The organism is Bacillus sp. MN7755 (assembly GCF_054771475.1).
The window spans coordinates 133,266-151,357 of the sequence record NZ_BTRL01000017.1; the positions used below are offsets into that span (position 1 = coordinate 133,266).

Sequence of the window (18,092 nt, forward strand, 5' to 3'; positions counted from 1 at the left end):
AACTTATTATAAGAAGTTTTTTATTTGTTCGCAACTGGGCTTTGTAAATAATACGTTAAAATCCCTGCTGCAACCGCAACATTTAATGATTCTGCCCCGCCATAAATCGGAATATACAAGTTTTGATCTGTTTTTGCAAGAATTTCTTGGCGTACGCCATTTCCTTCATTTCCTACAATTAATGCAAAACTTCCGGCCGGCGTTACTTCACCATAAGGAACTCCATTTTCAAGAGCTGTTCCATATACAGGAACGTTATTTTCTTTTAGCTTGTCTACCCATTCTTCTAAGTTCCCTTTTACAATTGGTAAGTGGAAAATAGAACCTTGTGTAGAGCGGAGTACTTTACTATTGTAGACATCAACACAACCTTCTCCAAGCACAACGGCATGAATACCAGCTGCATCAGCTGTACGAATAATCGTTCCTAAATTACCTGGGTCTTGCAGGCCATCTAATAGAAGAAATTTCCCATCAGTAAGAACTACTTCTTTCTCATGCTTCTCACAAACAGCAAATACACCTTGCGTCGTTTCTGTTTCACGAAGTACTTTTACGATTGCTTCAGGCACAATATACATTTCCACATCATTAACTGTCCAATCTTTCGGAAGATCTGTCTGATCTGAAACGATAAGTTCTGTTACAACTCCTGCCTTTAAAGCTTCCTCCACTAAATGGAATCCTTCTACAAAGAACAACCCTTGTTTATCGCGTTCTTTTTTCGTTTGCAGCTTTTTCCACTGCTTTACACGCGGATTTTGTAATGAATCAATGTTTTTCATAATATGTATTTCCCTCTCTTCTTGTCTTATCATTATAGCCTATTTTTCATACATATTTACATAAAAAAGAACAAAAACTAACGTCAGTTTCAATTCTGAAGAAGAGGTGAAAGCAATGAGTTTTAATTTACGCGGTGCTGTATTAGCAAATGTATCTGGAAATTCACAAGACCAATTACAAGAAACAATTGTAGATGCAATTCAAAGCGGTGAAGAAAAAATGCTTCCAGGTCTTGGTGTTTTATTCGAAGTCATTTGGAAAAACGCTGATGAAAATGAAAAGCACGAAATGTTAGAAACGTTAGAGCAAGGATTAAAAAAATAAACAATTTGAAAATCACCTTTGCATAAGCTAAGGTGATTTTTTGCCGAAAATTTTTTTCTTTCCCTAAACATTTCTACTTTACTAACGCTACTCGATGGAGTACAATGTTCAAAATACATTTAAACCGATCGATTTTTCTTCATATACACCATTAGATAAAAGGAGTGAATGTTTTATGCACCGTATTACGCTTGAACAAATTTTTAAACACCATATTACACAAAAATACGTAAATCGTTCTGGGATGGTCCACGCGATTGCTGTCGCTTACCATGCGTTTCACTTAGCTAAAAAGCATCACGCCTCAGTCGATGCTGCGACAAAAGCTGGTTTCCTTCATGATATCGGACATCATACGTGGTACACAGGCGGCGAATGGGACTATGACTTATATAAAAAGAATGATATCCATGCAATTAAAGGAGCGGAACGAGCTCATAAGTTATTAATCCGATTAGGCGAACATCCAAAGCAAGCAAAAGAAATTTCTGTTGCAATTCTATTGCATACTGATTCTTTCCTAGTAGAACAATCACTTGAAAGAACACCTCTACAAAACATTATTAAGTGGGCAGATGAAGCAGATGAAGAACCGGGAGGAGCGCACCATTACCGGACTATTTCTTATGAAAAAGCACTAAAAGCAATTCAGCAGTTAGATCGATTGGTAGAGCGTGAATTGCAAATAGAGCAATCAAAATCGAATAACAAAGCAGAACATAGTTATCAATAAGAAAGAGGCATCACTATAGGGTGATACCTCTTTTATTATTTTATGGAAAATAAACCTTTATATGTAATATTTAAATGTTACATTCAAAAATGAAATACTTTATAATTAAATATACAAATATAAAGAGGTGATTTTACAAATGCAATCCGCTACACAACTTTCTAATGAACAGAAATACTCTATGTCATGGGGACAATTTATTAGCTCCGTTTTATTCGCTTTTTTCGGAACCGGACTTATTACTGTGTTCCTCGCAATGCCCTTAACAATTTATACAGCAGGTCTTACAGATAAAAAACAAATTGCCCTGTACGAATCTATTGCCAATACTGCAAGTACCGTATTACAACTAACCGTGTTGTTATTCTTCATTTTTAAATTCGAACCCGCAAAAAATTTACTATTAAAATCTTTTAACTTTAAAGCACTGAAAGAATGGCGCACATACGTATACTTACTTCTTTTCTTCGTTATAAACATCATACTCAATTACATACTGTTAAATTATGTGTTCCAAGACGCAACAAAGCAGCAATCTTCCGCACTAAATTTAGACATTTTTAAGCAGTATCAAATATTACTACTTCTCAGCTTTGCGATACTCACACCAATTTTTGAAGAGCTTATTTTCCGTGGTTTTTTACTTCACTTCTTCTCTGAACGCTTTCCATTTTGGATTGCAGCCATCGTAACAAGTTTCTTCTTCGGGATCGCTCATACATACTCACTTGGGGTAATGGTAATTACTTTCTTCTTGGGATTATTAATGGCTATTTTATGTAAAAAAACAAAATCCATTATTCCAGCTATGTTACTTCATATTATGAATAATATGTTGGCATTCTTAAGTTAAAAAGAGGTATCATCGCGATACCTCTTTTTACTCTTTTATAACAACTTCAAACTCTTCTTCCGTTAGCACTTTTCGATAATTCGTTTTCTTTTCTCCTTCTTCACCAGAAGTTAGGACAGGCGTCAGTATAATTTTCGTTACACGATCTTCTAGCTTTTCAAATCGCCAATAACTATTTTTTGATAATGTAAGGCCTGAATGTGGTATTAGCTCGTTTCCATCTTGATCTTTCGCGATAAATTTCACCTCTAATTTTGTTCCATTCAACATTTTATAGTTCAACTTCGTAGATATAGGAGAAACTTTTAAATCTTCCACTTCTATTTTTTGACCATTTTCTAATTTAAAATGTTTATGGATTGGGATTGTTTTCGTTTCAGCTTTTAATTTGTCTCCAGATGCTTTAAAGGAAAAGCCCCATTCTCCTTTCCATGTTGAATTCTCTTCTTTTAAAGAGATATCTCTATATACAACTTGTATATCACATTCTCCATGAATTTCTAGAGGGTTCATTTCACCATCTTTTAAATCTATATTTGAGAAAAATGTATACGTGTATTCATTTATTTTCTTGTCCCCGCCGCTACCGCTACCATTTAACTGTTTTCCATTTATATAAATATCAGGGCTAGGATAAGAGCCCTCTAAATTGATACGACTAGACTTAAACGTACTATTAACAATAATCTGTCCCTCATCTATTATCACTTCATCTAACCGCACTTCTACACCGTTATCATAAACTGTTTGTCCTATTGTCGTTTTATATTCTTTTAAAGGTTCGCCTCTACTGTTCACGTAGTCTTCCATTTTACTTCCGATTAACGGTATATCTGCAATCATCCTTCTCATATCTACAGTCATCATCATGATAAATAATGCCGCAGCCATTGTTACAATAGCTACATTCCGTTTCGTATGAGCTTTGTTCGTTTTTATTTTTTTACGAATTCGCTTTTTTATTTTCTTTTTCTCTATGTGCGTTAAGTTAATCTCTTCATATTCATTCTCATCCATTCTTATATCATTTAACATTTCATATGGATCTTTCATTTCCTTCACCTCTTTTCTTATTTATTTCATCCGGTTATGTAAAAATAATGCCCTTAACTTCTTTCGACCTCTTGATAGACGATTGTATATAAAAGAAGTTTTCACCCCCATTTTCTCCGCAATATCTTCCACACTATCTTCTTCCACGTAATGCTTCATAAAGATTTCTTTATCGTTCTTCTTTAAATGATTTAATATATGTTCCATATCATTACTAATTTCTCTTTTAGTAGTATCGGTATGTACCGCTATTTCACCTATTTGATCTAATCCTTTTTTCATTTACTGTCTTCGCATATTTCCTCGCATAATCGATAGATTTATATTTTGTAATAGCTGCAATCCAATTTTTTAACGTATTTTTCTCTTCATCATACTTTTCAATATGATTCCAAATCGCCAACAACACATCATCCATACATTCCTCTTGCACATCTTGAAAAGAAGCTAAATGCTTCTGAACAATACTTTTTATAAGTCCGCCGTACTGGTCGATAATAAAATATAATGCTTTTTCATTCCTTTTCCTTAGCTGTATTGCAACGTTCTCTTCTGTAATTTTCATATGCCCCCTCCTCTCTAACATGCTCTATATCTATTAATTCGTATCGGTACTACTCATTTCTATCAATTTATACATATTTATTAATAATATCCAAAATAAACCTCATGTAGTAAAATATAACTTAATTCACATAAAGGAGTTTACATATGTTCAGTATTATTTGGATGCTTTTTACGCCACTTCTCTTACTATGCGGGATTGCTGGTGCTATTTTTTAATAGTAACAGGAATTAAATATCGGAATTTACTCGTTGGTTTAATGGGGCTACTTAGCCTATCCTTTGTCACACTACCTTTTGTTCTTTTAAGTGTAGGGATTCATATCGATACAATTTTCCCGATCCCAACTGCTCTTTACTGGACCCTATTTTCTTTAACTGGATTATTAGCAGGGGTAAGTGGAGTACAAGCAAAAATTAAAAGTATACGTAATATGGGATTCATTATTTTTACCACTGGAATATTAGGTGTTATCTTCTGGGAGCTCATGTCTGTAGGTGATTCATTCTATATATAATATTTTTTAGCAACTTACAAATCGGAGGTAATACAGAAGTGTTCGGAATATTAACTTGGATGATTTTAGCTCTTACTTTGATGTTATGCGCATTTATCGTTGGTATTTTTTTAATTATTGCTGGTATGAAATGTCGTAAATCACTTACTATTATAGCTGGTTTAATTAGCATATTACTTATCGTTGTTCCTATCATTTGTATAGGCTCTGGAATAGATTTAGAGGGGATGGTTCCAATTTCGGGAACTTTATATTGGTGTTTCTTCTCTTTAGCTGGACTATTAGCTATTATAAGCGGAAGACAAATATCGAGTATTCGTTCTATGGGGACGATTTTGGTTATAACAGGATTGTGCTCTGTAACTGGTTATCATCTTTTATATCTAACTGCATAAAAAACACAAAAAAGCAGGGAAATTAATTCCCTGCTTTTCTATTTGGCTTATTGCCTGATGGTAAGAAGAACGATAACACCCAAGCAACACCTGCGAGTATTGTTGCAATTAAGAAGGCATCGTTAATACCATTAATTGCAGATAGCTTTGAAATTTGTCCATATAATAGTTGCGTGCCCATCGCATCTCCTGCTTGCGCTGATCCGGCTAAGGCCGCTAAGCTTTGCCCCATACCGTGTACTTTATCAACTAAAATTGGATTTGACGTTGTTAACATATTGCCGTAATCTGCTACGTGAGCAGTTGTTTGTTGCGTCATAAGTGTAATTAAAATCGCTGTCCCAATTGAACCCGCTACTTGTCTTGACGTATTTTGCGTTGCTGTACCGTGAGAAATTAATTTCATCGGCAGTGCGTTCATACCAGCTGTCATAATTGGCATCATAATGAATGACATACCAATTGAACGTATAATATAATCCGTCATAATAACGCTATACGGTGTATCCATCGATAATTTTGTAAATTCATATGTCGCATACGTCGTAATTGCCAATCCAATTATTGCTAATGGACGAATGCCATATTTATCGAATAATTTACCCGCTACTGGTCCCATGATTCCCATAATTAATGATCCTGGAAGAAGTAGTAAACCAGATTCAATTGGCGTAAAGCCACGAATATTTTGTAGATATACTGGAAGTAATAGCATACCTCCGAATAATGCCATCGTTACGATTGCGTTAATTACTAAAGTGAAAGTAAATACTGGATATTTAAACACTTGTAAATCAAGCATTTTATTGTCCGTTGTTAACTCTCTCCAAATAAATAACGCTAAACCAATTACACCGATAACAAGTGAAATAATGACTTCTGCACTAGTCCAACTATTATTTCCAGCTTCACTAAATCCATACAATAAGCTTCCTAGTCCAATACTTGAACTAACCACACCAAATATATCTAATTTCGTTTTAGACACTGGCTGAGCTAGTGTAAAGAATTTTAAAGATAGGAACGTAATAATTAAACCAATAATAAACATCGCATAGAACATTAAGTTCCAGCTGTAATTTTCAATCACCCAACCTGTTACAGTTGGTCCGATAGCTGGTGCTAAAATCATCGCTACACCTAGTAATCCCATCGCTGCTCCGCGCTTATGAGGCGGGAATAATGTCATGAAGATATTCATACCAACCGGCATTAAAATACCCGCACCAACCGCTTGAATAACGCGGCCCGTCATCATCATTGTAAAGTTTCCTGAAATAGCACAAATGATAGATCCTACAGTGAAGAATAACATTGCTGCTACGAATAATTTACGATACGTAAATCGCGAAACTAAAAAGGCACTAATCGGTACTAAAATACCATTTACAAGCATGAAACCTGTAATTAACCATTGTGCTGTTGAAGTTGAAACGTTAAATTCATTCATTAACGGTGGCAATGCAACGTTAATGATTGTTTGGTTTAAAATAGAAACGAACATGCCGAGAATTAATACAGCTACAACTGCTTTTACGTTCACATTCTCTACAGGCATAGACATTTGTTTTTTCGGCACTTCTTTTTCTTGTTTTACTTCTTCTTGCTGTCCTGTTTCTAACTCAACTACATTAGAGATTTCCGATTCTTGCTTCCGTTCAATTTCTGTCTCTTCTGTTTCTACTTTACTTACTTCTATTTTATTTACGGCTGGGACTTGTTCTTCTCCCACATTCGTTTTTTTCTTTCGTAAAAGACGATTTACAAGGAAGAAGACGATTATACAAAATAGTGCATATCCTGCAATTATGATTGAGGACATCTCATCTCCCCCTTACTTATGAATACGAACTGTCACATTCATGCCAGGAACAATATTTACTGATTTACTATGATCTAAAGAAATTTTAACTGGTACTACTTGTGTTACTTTCGTATAGTTCGCTGTTGCGTTGCTTGATGGTAACATAGAGAATGTGTTCGCTGTTGTTAAGCCCACTTGCTCTACTTTTCCTGATAATGTTGTATCTGGGTATGCATCTACATACACATCTACATCTTGACCTTTTTGAACATCATCAACATCTGTTTCTTCAATGTTTGCTGTTACCCATAAATCGTTCATGTCAAATGCGTAAGCGATCGGGCTACCTGCTCCAACGAAAGCATTTGTTGTTGCGTTTGATTGTACAACTGTTGCATTTTGCGGAATTGTTACATCTACTGTTTGTTCTCCATTAGCTGCTGCTACAGTGACAGCACCTAATTTATCATTCTCATTGTAATTCTTACCTACTTCAGCTTTCCAGTCCGTTAATTTACCCGCTACTGGTGATGCAATCGGAATTACCTTTCCATCAATTTTTGCATTGTCTGTTTTCAAGTAATTTTCCGCTTGATTGTAATAGTAATAACCGCCAATACCGCCGCCAACTAGTACAATTAATGTGATAATGTTGATAATCACCATTCTTCGAAACTGATTCATTGCATTCCTCTCCTTATATCGCATATAATTTTTTTCTAAACTATTTACGTCCTTATTGTTTAGAGTGTTTAATTGTTAATTATGTTAACCTTTAAACAAAAAAATCACACCATCTGCGGTGTAAATCGAATTTATCTACCTGCGAGCGGTGCTGATTTCTGAAGGACTATCGTTTATAATTATAAATAATTATTTTGAAACTACAACCAACAATTAACGTATGAAATGTCGCTTAAACAACAATATAATACCAATATGTTGTTTAAGTACAGAAAATTAAACGGGGAGAAGTAAAATGTCTATTAAAAATACAAATGATCCACGTGTTAAGCGGACGAGACAACTCATACAGGATGCTTTTGTCGCTTTAGTAGGCGAAAAAGGTTTTGAAAATGTAACTGTTCAACATATCGCCGAACGTGCTCCTGTAAACCGCGCTACATTTTATAGCCATTACCATGATAAATATGACCTATTAGACAAAAGCATTGAAGAAATGTTAGAGAAGCTAACAGAAGTAATTAAACCGAAGAATAGAAATAAAGAAGATTTTCAACTAACATTTGATTCACCTCATCCGACCTTTTTAGCTTTATTTGAACACATCGCAGAAAATGTGAATTTCTATAATGTTATGCTTGGAGATAAAGCTGCCGGAAACTACTCTTATAAAATGATGAAAACGATACAAGTACATTTAACATTAAGCTTATCTATTTCACAACCAGATGATAAAGATCTTATGGTTCCTCGTGATATTTTGATTAGCTATGTAACAGGAGCTCATATCGGGATGATTATGTCATGGTTAAAAAGAGGGATGATATATACCCCGCATTTCATGGCTATGCAATTAACTCGTTTAATTATTTTAGGAGCTCATACTGCTGCAGGATTAGAAAGACCTTTTTAAAACATAAAAAGCGAAGGAGAGGCTCCTTCGCTTTTTCTATTAATTAAATGTAATGTTATGTACAGCCTCTTTATCAAGACGTTTAATAACTTCTACAATTAACTTCACTGCATTTTCATAGTCATCACGGTGCAACATTGCCGCATGAGAATGAATGTAGCGCGTTGCAATCGTAATTGCCATAGACGGAATACCATTTACAGCAATATGAATTGCACCTGCATCCGTTCCTCCGCCAGCTACTGAATCATATTGATACGGAATTTGTAATTCGTCAGCAACATCAACTACAAAGTCACGTAAACCTGTATGTCCAATAACAGAAGCATCATATAAAATGATCTGTGGTCCATCACCCATTTTACTTTGCGCTTCTTTTGCCGTTACACCTGGCGTATCTCCAGCGATACCAACATCTACTGCGAATGCGATATCTGGTTTAATATAGTTTGCAGATGTTTTCGCACCACGAAGACCGACTTCTTCTTGTACAGTCCCTACGCCGTATACAACGTTTGGATGCTTTTCATCTTTTAATTGCTTTAATACGTCAATTGCGATTGCACAACCAATTCGGTTATCCCATGCTTTTGCAAGTAACATTTTTTCATTCTTCATCACTTGGAATTCAAAGTAAGGTACAACTTGATCTCCTGGTCGTACGCCCCACTCCATCGCTTCTTCTTGGCTAGAAGCACCAATATCGATGAACATGTCTTTAATTTCAACCGGCTTCTTACGCGCTTCTGGAGGTAAGATGTGCGGTGGTTTTGAACCAATTACACCTGTTATATCTCCTTTACGCGTTACAATTGTCACGCGTTGTGCAAGCATAACTTGTGACCACCAGCCACCAACAGTTTGGAAACGAAGGAAGCCTTTGTCATCAATTTGCGTAATCATAAAGCCAACTTCATCTAAATGACCAGCAACCATAATTTTCGGGCCGTGTTCTTCCCCTACTTTTTTCGCAACTAAACTTCCTAAATTATCAGTAGAAAGTTCGTCCGCAAACGGCTCAATATATTTCTTCATTACTTCGCGTGGTTCACGCTCGTTACCCGCAATACCACGTGCATCTGTTAATTCTTTTAGCATTGTCAATGTCGCGTCTAATTTTGTCATTGCCAACACCCTCCTTTTTCTTCAGTCACTTCATTATACAAAACGAAATTGAAATATTCAAAAATTAAATTAGTATCCTTGTGTTTGACGCTGATGATTTACTTCGTTTTTATCTAAATATGCCTTTTCAATCTCTTCTTGTTCAAACTCAAGCGCTTGTCCAAGTCGAAGATAGCTTGTAAATAATTCAATATAGTTCGTAATAGATGGTTGATCTGTAAAACGAATTACCTTCGCATATGTGTCTAAGAAAATTTCTACTTGTGTTTTATTCGTTTGTGCACACTTATAGAATAGGAAGTTTTTATCAATACCTAAATCAATTCCGATTGATAAAATAAAATGCAAACCATCTACATATTCTTCTAATATTACTTCACGTTCTGATGCTGGTTTGTTGCTCCAATATTTAAAACAACGTGTTTCGTTTGCTAGTTCTCCAATTTCTACAAGAAGAGCTAACATTTTTTCTTTTAACAACTTTTTCGGTTGTAAGTCATGTTCTTTCGCAATACGGTCATCTAATTCTTTTTGTAATTTAAATAGTTGTAGTAAGTCCATTCTATTGTCCTCCTCCAACATCGCATTTTACGCAACAATGTTGTTTCATCTCAAAGTTCATTATTATTTTTCGTTTCTTATTAATAAGTCAGCCATTTACCTCTTTACAAAATAGCTTGTCCTTAATTTACAAATACGTTTCAATCATCACGATTAGATTGTTCACTCCGATTGGTGATAGTTAATAATTATCCCGGGATTGCCCACTGATAAAAAATTTATTTTATCTGATGAAAGTTCCATATCATCTTTCCATTATAGCAGTGTCGTTTCACCTAGGAAAGATACTCTTCTTTCCAAAGGGGTATAATAAAAAAAAGCCAGGAGGATTCTCCTGACTTCATATGTATATTCTTCTATATCGCTATTACTTTTATATTCTTTTTGTCATATCGATAACAACATACTTCTTCTCTTTGCATACAAATAAAAAAACCTTAGAAGAAAAATCTTCTAAGGTTTCAACTAATTAATTAGTTAATGTTGTTTTTTGCAACTGTTGCTAATTCAGCGAAAGCTTTTTCGTCATGAACAGCTAAGTCAGCAAGCATCTTGCGGTTAACTTCGATGCCAGCATTTTTAAGACCGTGCATTAAGCGGCTGTAAGAAAGACCATTCATACGAGCTGCTGCGTTGATACGTGTAATCCATAATTTACGGAAGTCACGTTTCTTTTGACGGCGGTCACGGAATGCATACATTAGAGATTTCATAACCTGTTGGTTAGCAACCTTGAATAATGTATTTTTTGAACCGTAGTAACCTTTTGCTAATTTAATTACTTTTTTACGACGTTGACGAGTAACTGTACCACCTTTTACTCTTGGCATAATATTACCTCCTAATTGTTCTATATATCAGCCGAACTTATTTTAAGTTGTCAAGCATTTGACGAATGCGTTTGAAGTCACCAGCGCTTACTACACCAGCTTTACGTAGTTTACGTTTAGCTTTTGTAGATTTGTTAGCGAATAAATGGCTTGTGTAAGCGTGAGAACGTTTCAGTTTACCTGATCCAGTCTTTTTGAAACGCTTTGCAGCGCCGCGATGAGTTTTTTGTTTAGGCATAGGTATTTCCTCCTCTATCTATTACTTATCGTTTTTCGGTGCTAAAACTAAGAACATACTGCGTCCTTCCATTTTAGGCTTAGATTCAACTGTACTAACTTCAGCACAAGCTTCTGAGAAGCGATCTAAAACACGTTGACCGATTTCTTTATGAGTAATGGCACGTCCTTTAAAGCGAATTGACGCTTTAACCTTGTCGCCTTTCTCTAAAAACTTGATAGCATTACGAAGTTTTGTGTTAAAGTCGTGTTCATCAATTGTTGGACTTAAACGAACTTCTTTCATGCTAATTACTTTTTGATTTTTGCGCTGCTCTTTTTCTTTTTTCTGTTGCTCAAAGCGGAATTTACCGTAGTCCATAATGCGGCATACTGGCGGTTTCGCATTTGGAGCAACTAATACTAAATCAAGATTAAGATTTGCAGCTAAGTCTAAAGCGTCATTACGAGACTTGATTCCAAGTTGATCGCCATTTGCGCCAACTAAACGTACTTCACGTGCACGAATTTGCTCGTTAATCATCATATCCTTGCTAATAGTAAGCCACCTCCAAGGTTTTCTCAGAACATATTTTGTAGTCATAGAACCCGACAAAAAAAGTGCGGGCATACGACACCCACACTTGTAAAATCTTAAGTAAGAAATACATTTACCTGTTAACTGCGAATGCGTCCATCAGGTGAGAAGCGGGTGCTTCTACTTGTTCCACAAAACAATATTCTATTATCCTTGATGAGTTTATCATAGGACATAACGTCTGTCAAGAAGACGCGATGTGTTTTACTAACAACAAGAAATATTGTAACAAACAACTAACATACTTGCAATACTTTTTTATGATAAGTGTTACATAGTTATTTTTTCCAATTCATCTAGCTTATATTACATAGAAAAGCCGCGGTATACCGCGGCTCTTTCTTATCGTTTACCTTCTACTTTAATCATGTCAACAAAAGCATCTAATGCGATTGTTTCTGATTTTTGTTCACCATATTTACGTACGTTTACGCCATTTTCAGTTACTTCATTGTCGCCTACTACAAGCATGTACGGAATTTTTTGCATTTGTGCTTCACGGATTTTGTAACCAATTTTCTCTTCACGAGTATCTAATTCAACACGGATACCAGCACGGCGTAATTCATCTTGTACTTTCTTCGCATAGTCTAAATGTACTTGCGGAGAAACTGGAATTACTTGTGCTTGAACTGGAGCTAACCAAGTTGGAAATGCACCTTTGTATTCTTCAATTAAGAAGGCTACGAAACGTTCCATAGTTGATACAACACCACGGTGAATTACAACTGGACGGTGTTGTTTACCGTCTTCACCAACGTAAGATAGTTCAAAGCGTTCTGGAAGTAAGAAGTCTAATTGTACAGTTGAAAGTGTTTCGTCTTTTCCAAGAGCAGTACGAACTTGAACGTCAAGTTTTGGACCGTAGAATGCCGCTTCACCTTCAGCTTCGTAGTAATCAAGACCCATTTCATCCATAGCTTCTTTTAACATACCTTGTGCTTTTTCCCACATCTCATCATCAGCATAGTACTTTTTAGTATCTGCTGGGTCGCGATAAGATAGACGGAATGAGTAGTTCTCTAAACCGAAATCTTTGTACACTTCTAGCGTTAAGTTTACAACACGTTTTAACTCTTCTTTAATTTGATCTGGGCGTACGAAAATGTGCGCATCGTTTAAAGTCATTCCGCGTACACGTTGTAATCCAGATAACGCACCTGACATTTCATAGCGGTGCATTGTTCCAAGTTCCGCAATACGGATTGGTAATTCACGGTAGCTGTGAATATCGTTTTTATAAACCATCATGTGGTGAGGGCAGTTCATTGGACGAAGAACTAACTCTTCATTATCCATTTCCATTGATGGGAACATACCATCACGGTAGTGATTCCAGTGACCAGAAGTTTCATAAAGCTCTCTGCTTCCTAATACTGGAGTGTATACGTGATCATAGCCTAAGCTCGCTTCTTTATCAACAATGTAACGCTCGATAATGCGGCGGATTGTTGCACCCTTTGGTAACCAAAGTGGTAAACCTTGTCCTACTTTTTGGCTATTAGTAAATAGCTTTAATTCTTTACCTAATTTACGGTGATCGCGCTCTTTTGCTTCTTCAAGCATACGTAAGTGCTCATCTAATTCTGCTTTCTTAACGAATGCAGTACCGTAAATACGTTGTAGCATTTTATTATTGCTATCGCCGCGCCAGTAAGCACCCGCAACGCTTAATAATTTAAATACTTTAATTTTCCCTGTAGATGGAAGGTGAACACCACGGCAAAGGTCGAAGAATTCGCCTTGCTCATAGATTGAAATAATCGCATCTTCTGGAAGATCGTTAATTAAATCTAATTTTAACTCATCGCCGATTTCTTCAAAGCGACGAAGTGCTTCTGCACGTGGTACTTCATGGCGAACGATTTCTAAGTTCTCGTTCACAATTTTTTGCATTTCTTTTTCGATTTTCTTGAAGTCTTCAACTGTAATTGCTTCTTCCATATCAATATCGTAGTAGAAGCCGTTTTCGATTACTGGGCCAATGCCAAGCTCAAGCTTAACATCTTTATATAAACGTTTTAACGCTTGTGCTAAAAGGTGGGCTGTTGAATGGCGTAAAATGTATAAGCCATCTTCAGAATCTAATGTAATAATAGAAACTGCACCATCTTCTTCAATTGGTGTAACAAGATCGATCATCTCATCGTTTAATTTTCCAGCCACAGCTTTTTTCTTTAAGCCTGGGCTAATAGAAGCTGCGATTTCTTCAGTTGTTACGCCTTTTGGAAACTCCTTCACAGCTCCATCAGGGAAAGTAATTTTAACTACATCTGCCATCACTGGTCACTCCTCTTTTTCTCAAAATAAAAAACACTCATCCCGTAAAAAGGGACGAGTGTTAAATTCGTGGTTCCACCCTTGTTCCAATTAACCTTATTGTTAATTGCTCAAGTTCAACATAACGGTGTTGTCCGTTAGCAATTACTAGAAAAACCGTTCACTGCTAAAGTTTAGAGGTGGTAAGTAATAATCCCGTACTAGGAAGCTCACACCCTAAGGCTTCCCTCTCTGAAAATCGTAGAAAACTACTCATGTCCTCATCATGACATTTCAATATATTTCATTTATGTAGGTAATTATATGCTCAAAAACTTAGAAAATCAAGGGCGTTACCTTTATTTTTTAAATTTTTCACATTGCGCTCAAACTCATGTAATCCATGTAATTGGACCCGTTCTTGAAATACATTTCGCAAAGTAATAATCATATTATGATCTTGTTCTTTCGTATATAAATAAATTTTTTTTGGCGAAATAGAAAGAAGTGGTGCAATTACTTTCGTGTCAATATATACATCCTTTTGCTTCAATAATTCCTCATCTATATATTGGACCAATTTCTCCTGTTTTAAACGTCTACCTTTATCATCATAGAAAATAAAACTTTCATCAAAAATAAGATGCACACAGGACAAACGTGATTTCCGGCTACGTACTTGTTGCCGGAGCGTCTCAATAAACATTTGATATTCTTGCTCCAACTTATACTCATCAATCGCCACTTCAGCAAGCTTAGCTACCATTTCCCTATATGTACGAAGACGAAAACGAACATATGATGAAAACGAGAATGAGAGCGGATCACAAAGCCAATTATTTAAAGAAGACTTAATATATGATTCAAATGTGTGACGTGTTAATTCACGAGCAATCCCTTTTCTTCTTCCCTTTAAAATCTCTTGTGCCATATGCAATATTTGATGACACTCTTCTTGTTCTTCATAAAAAAACTTTTCTTTTAAAATTGTATAAATCCACTCATTTTGCTTTACATTCACAATGAAATACACCATTACTGGCAATAAAATCTTTTCAATATAATTCGATTCACCTACCGGTATGTGAATTACAATCTTTTGTTCCTGTAAATACACACTCGTTTCCTTATATAACAGTTCCGCTCTTTTCAGTAGTTGTCTGTATACATGCATAGCATCATTTTTTTCTTCGAAGCAAATTTCAATCACTCTTGTCCCCCCTTTTATCCCCGCTCTAAAGGATTGTATCTATACGTTACAAATCCTATAAGAGTCCGACCTGTGGAAGTTCACTCTTAGTAGAATTACATTTCCTATCGTTAGAAAATCCACTCGATATGGCTTGCTAATTTTATATATATTAAGGGAGGGAGAAAAAAATGATACAAGCTACAATGAATTTTCCATAAGAACTTTTCGTTTTACAATTCATCTAGTCTGAAAAGTGTTCAAAACGAAAAAAGAGCAAGCTTTTCAGCTTACTCTTTACTTATGACGTCGGTTTTTCCCGCCAATTGTAATTGGCTTCGCTAAATATTTAATTCGTTCCATAATACGCGCTGCTTTCATTTGTTCTGCTTCACCACGCTGTGTATACGTTAAATGATGTTCCAATTCCTTGAAATCAAAGTTAGACGTAAAGAACGTCGGTAAGTTTTCTAACATACGGAATTGCAAAATTGCACCAAGCACATCATCACGCACAAAGCTTGACATCGCTTCCGCTCCAATATCATCTAACATTAAAACTTGTACGCGTTTCACCGCATCAATCTTTTCCCCAATCGAATTATCTTGAATCGAACTTTTAATTTCACGTAGAAATTCAGGGAAATATACGAGCATCGAACTAATTTTCTTTCGAGCAAGCTCATTCGCAATTGCTCCTAATAAATACGTTTTCCCTACACCAAATTTACCGTACAAATATAAACCTTGTACTTTTTTACCAGGTTCATATGTACTTAAAAATTCATTGGCTGCACCAATTGCATCAATACGCGCATCTAAATCAGACGGATCTAAGTTTTCCATCGTTGCCTGTAAAATGTCAGTTGGCATATATACACTTTGAACGAGTTTTTCATATTTCTTTCTCTCGTCATATGCTACTTTTCTAACGCAACGATCGTATTGAATATCAATCATCTTCCCTTGGATAACAAGCTTTGGCTCATATCCTTGCAGCATGTTTTTACACGAACCTAGATCTGGACAATCTGCGCAACCTACACTTTGTCCAATATATTCGTATAATTTTACAAGACTGCGCTCAATCATAGAAGTTGTTACTTCACCTTTATGTTCGTCTATAAATTCTTTCACACGCGGATGTGCCATTACTTCCGCCTTTAATACTTCATATCTATTTTTAAAATTTTTATTTTCCATTAACTTTGCAAATGAATTTTGAATATGCTCCATTTTCTCACCTCAAAGAGCGTTCATTCTCTTCTATTAATCACGCTTATATTTTTTTAACACTTCTTCTAGTCGTTTTCGTTCATCATCTAACGTATTTGCATCTTTTTTCTTACTTACATCTTTCTTCACTGTTTCTGTTTCTTTCTCTTGTTCTTTCGGCTCTTCTTTCAGCCAATCTGGTACCATTTCTTTTCGGACCGTTTTCTTCGACGTACGGCCTTTCTTCTTCGTCTCAGCCCATTCTTGATATTGACGGTTTTCTTCTTTCGCTAACGCCATTGCTTCAGCTACTGTACCGACCTTTTTGCGTGCCCAATGCCCTGCAATCTTCTCCACATACGTTTTCGCAAGTTTCATATCTGAGCGTAGCATAACGTAATAAATAAGTACATTCACAACACCTGGCGTTAACTTTTGATTGATCATTACATCTTCAACGATTTGCAAGTCAGCCTTCGTCGCCTCTGCACCACCAGAAATTTCTTTCAATAGTTGTTTTGGTGAGATTTCCTCTAACTGTTTTATTAACATCTCTTCTTGCGTAGAGGGCTCTTTCTCTTTCATCATACGTGCAGCGTGAGGCTGTACTCTTTCACTTAATACAGGTAACGCTTGACCATTTTCGAACTGATACCAATCACGTGCTCCTTTTCTAAGCCTTTCAATATCAATTGTCTGCATCTCTGTCACCGCACCAAGAACGATATTTTGCATCGATAACACATCTACACCGTATACGTAAGCAAGCGTAATGACACATTCCCGCACTTGATCTGTAATCGCCTTTTTAGGAACAAGAGCGGACAAGCCATCTACAAATAAGGAGAAATCAAAGAAGTCATTCCAAACTTTCGGAGCGTCCCCCTTCTCGTTACTTGGCATAGCTGTCGTTTTTGGAATACGAAGATCTTCTTGCGCATGCTCAAGCTGACCTGGATTAAACGAACCAAACACATCATTGAAAGAACGTGTAACATTTTCATAAGATACAAAATCAAATTCTTCTTCTAAGAAATATTGCTTTACTTGATTATATTTTGTCCGACTCAATCGATTGTATAAAAAGATACTTAAAACAATATCATCAAAAAACTGTTTCGGCGATAAAGGTGGTTGCAGCTCGTATATAAACATTCGAATATCTTTTTCTTTCTTAATATATACTTTCAAAAGCCCAATTGCCTCTAACTTTACCCGTTCCTCATATATTTCGGGAAGCTGCATTTGCATAGTCACCATAAGGGAATGATGCGTATTCTCTTTTCCAAACACACGATCTTGCTCTAACTCTCCCCATAGCGTCATGTACAAGCTAAACGCTCTACTACCTATTAACGGCTGATACAACATCGTTAACACTTTTCGGTCGTAATTATGCAGTAACCCTTTCGCACTTACTTTATAACGATCAATTGGCAATAGCTCCATCCATGACTGTTTTTCCATTCTTG

The 18,092-nt window shown here is 36.0% G+C and carries 18 protein-coding genes, 2 pseudogenes and 2 other annotated features; of the genes and pseudogenes, 6 read left to right on the plus strand and 14 right to left on the minus strand.

Annotated features, from left to right (window positions below; genetic code table 11):
- Window positions 1–20: 20 nt before the first annotated feature.
- On the minus strand, window positions 21–818 hold the full coding sequence (locus ACYVEC_RS19885) for a TrmH family RNA methyltransferase (RefSeq protein ID WP_142332792.1): 798 nt from the start codon (window positions 816–818) through the stop codon (window positions 21–23).
- A gap of 82 nt (window positions 819–900) precedes the next feature.
- Between ACYVEC_RS19885 and sspI the strand changes: the two genes are divergently transcribed.
- The 3 genes from sspI (at window position 901) to ACYVEC_RS19900 (ending at window position 2,696) form a co-directional block, all read left to right on the plus strand.
- The gene (sspI, locus tag ACYVEC_RS19890) at window positions 901–1,110 is read left to right on the plus strand and encodes a small acid-soluble spore protein SspI (RefSeq protein ID WP_000009509.1); all 210 of its coding nucleotides are present in this window, start codon (window positions 901–903) and stop codon (window positions 1,108–1,110) included.
- 175 nt (window positions 1,111–1,285) lie between these two features.
- Entirely contained in the window at window positions 1,286–1,843 is a 558-nt protein-coding gene (locus ACYVEC_RS19895; protein WP_000554798.1) for an HD domain-containing protein, read from the plus strand.
- A gap of 139 nt (window positions 1,844–1,982) precedes the next feature.
- On the plus strand, window positions 1,983–2,696 hold the full coding sequence (locus ACYVEC_RS19900; RefSeq protein ID WP_063224742.1) for a CPBP family intramembrane glutamic endopeptidase: 714 nt from the start codon (window positions 1,983–1,985) through the stop codon (window positions 2,694–2,696).
- A gap of 27 nt (window positions 2,697–2,723) precedes the next feature.
- Here the strand turns inward: ACYVEC_RS19900 and ACYVEC_RS19905 are convergent, their stop codons facing one another.
- Both ACYVEC_RS19905 and ACYVEC_RS19910 read right to left on the minus strand, forming a co-directional pair.
- On the minus strand, window positions 2,724–3,749 hold the full coding sequence (locus ACYVEC_RS19905; protein ID WP_063224741.1) for a DUF4179 domain-containing protein: 1,026 nt from the start codon (window positions 3,747–3,749) through the stop codon (window positions 2,724–2,726).
- Window positions 3,750–3,770: 21 nt separating this feature from the next.
- A pseudogene (locus tag ACYVEC_RS19910) lies at window positions 3,771–4,314 on the minus strand (sigma-70 family RNA polymerase sigma factor).
- A gap of 146 nt (window positions 4,315–4,460) precedes the next feature.
- Between ACYVEC_RS19910 and ACYVEC_RS19915 the strand changes: the two are divergent.
- Window positions 4,461–4,831 (plus strand): annotated as a pseudogene (locus ACYVEC_RS19915) (DNA-binding protein).
- Between the two features lie 38 nt (window positions 4,832–4,869).
- Complete coding sequence (locus tag ACYVEC_RS19920) at window positions 4,870–5,226, plus strand: hypothetical protein (RefSeq protein ID WP_063224740.1); 357 nt, start codon at window positions 4,870–4,872, stop codon at window positions 5,224–5,226.
- Window positions 5,227–5,248: 22 nt separating this feature from the next.
- On the opposite strand, the gene ACYVEC_RS19925 is transcribed toward ACYVEC_RS19920, so the two are convergent.
- On the minus strand, window positions 5,249–7,048 hold the full coding sequence (locus tag ACYVEC_RS19925; protein ID WP_063224739.1) for a DHA2 family efflux MFS transporter permease subunit: 1,800 nt from the start codon (window positions 7,046–7,048) through the stop codon (window positions 5,249–5,251).
- Between the two features lie 12 nt (window positions 7,049–7,060).
- Window positions 7,061–7,714, minus strand: a complete 654-nt coding sequence (locus ACYVEC_RS19930) for an HlyD family secretion protein (RefSeq protein WP_063224738.1) — start codon at window positions 7,712–7,714, stop codon at window positions 7,061–7,063.
- A 295-nt stretch (window positions 7,715–8,009) separates the two neighbouring features.
- Here ACYVEC_RS19930 and ACYVEC_RS19935 point away from each other — a divergent pair, with 295 nt between their 5' ends.
- On the plus strand, window positions 8,010–8,627 hold the full coding sequence (locus ACYVEC_RS19935) for a TetR/AcrR family transcriptional regulator (protein ID WP_063224737.1): 618 nt from the start codon (window positions 8,010–8,012) through the stop codon (window positions 8,625–8,627).
- 39 nt (window positions 8,628–8,666) lie between these two features.
- Here ACYVEC_RS19935 and ACYVEC_RS19940 read toward each other — a convergent pair whose 3' ends face one another.
- The 9 genes from ACYVEC_RS19940 to ACYVEC_RS19980 all read right to left on the minus strand — a co-directional run bounded on the left by ACYVEC_RS19940 (window position 8,667) and on the right by ACYVEC_RS19980 (window position 18,087).
- Window positions 8,667–9,752, minus strand: a complete 1,086-nt coding sequence (locus ACYVEC_RS19940; protein ID WP_063224736.1) for a M42 family metallopeptidase — start codon at window positions 9,750–9,752, stop codon at window positions 8,667–8,669.
- A 69-nt stretch (window positions 9,753–9,821) separates the two neighbouring features.
- Window positions 9,822–10,313 carry a dUTP diphosphatase gene (locus tag ACYVEC_RS19945; RefSeq protein ID WP_000365050.1) on the minus strand — a complete coding sequence of 164 codons (492 nt, stop codon included), beginning with the start codon at window positions 10,311–10,313 and terminating at the stop codon, window positions 9,822–9,824.
- A gap of 473 nt (window positions 10,314–10,786) precedes the next feature.
- Complete coding sequence (gene rplT / locus ACYVEC_RS19950) at window positions 10,787–11,143, minus strand: 50S ribosomal protein L20 (RefSeq protein ID WP_001138362.1); 357 nt, start codon at window positions 11,141–11,143, stop codon at window positions 10,787–10,789.
- A gap of 37 nt (window positions 11,144–11,180) precedes the next feature.
- A complete protein-coding gene (rpmI, locus tag ACYVEC_RS19955) occupies window positions 11,181–11,381 on the minus strand; it encodes a 50S ribosomal protein L35 (RefSeq protein WP_001125945.1) in 201 nt (66 codons plus the stop codon).
- A gap of 21 nt (window positions 11,382–11,402) precedes the next feature.
- A complete protein-coding gene (gene infC, locus ACYVEC_RS19960; RefSeq protein WP_000973215.1) occupies window positions 11,403–11,906 on the minus strand; it encodes a translation initiation factor IF-3 in 504 nt (167 codons plus the stop codon).
- A 62-nt stretch (window positions 11,907–11,968) separates the two neighbouring features.
- Window positions 11,969–12,089, minus strand: a sequence feature (ribosomal protein L20 leader region).
- A 210-nt stretch (window positions 12,090–12,299) separates the two neighbouring features.
- On the minus strand, window positions 12,300–14,237 hold the full coding sequence (thrS, locus tag ACYVEC_RS19965; protein WP_060632485.1) for a threonine--tRNA ligase: 1,938 nt from the start codon (window positions 14,235–14,237) through the stop codon (window positions 12,300–12,302).
- A 47-nt stretch (window positions 14,238–14,284) separates the two neighbouring features.
- Window positions 14,285–14,513, minus strand: a binding site (T-box leader).
- Between the two features lie 31 nt (window positions 14,514–14,544).
- Complete coding sequence (gene ytxC / locus ACYVEC_RS19970) at window positions 14,545–15,426, minus strand: putative sporulation protein YtxC (RefSeq protein WP_063224735.1); 882 nt, start codon at window positions 15,424–15,426, stop codon at window positions 14,545–14,547.
- A gap of 276 nt (window positions 15,427–15,702) precedes the next feature.
- Complete coding sequence (gene dnaI / locus ACYVEC_RS19975) at window positions 15,703–16,641, minus strand: primosomal protein DnaI (protein WP_063224734.1); 939 nt, start codon at window positions 16,639–16,641, stop codon at window positions 15,703–15,705.
- A gap of 33 nt (window positions 16,642–16,674) precedes the next feature.
- Window positions 16,675–18,087 (minus strand): replication initiation and membrane attachment family protein, encoded by a 1,413-nt coding sequence (locus ACYVEC_RS19980; RefSeq protein ID WP_063224733.1) that lies wholly within the window; start codon window positions 18,085–18,087, stop codon window positions 16,675–16,677.
- Window positions 18,088–18,092 lie beyond the last annotated feature (5 nt).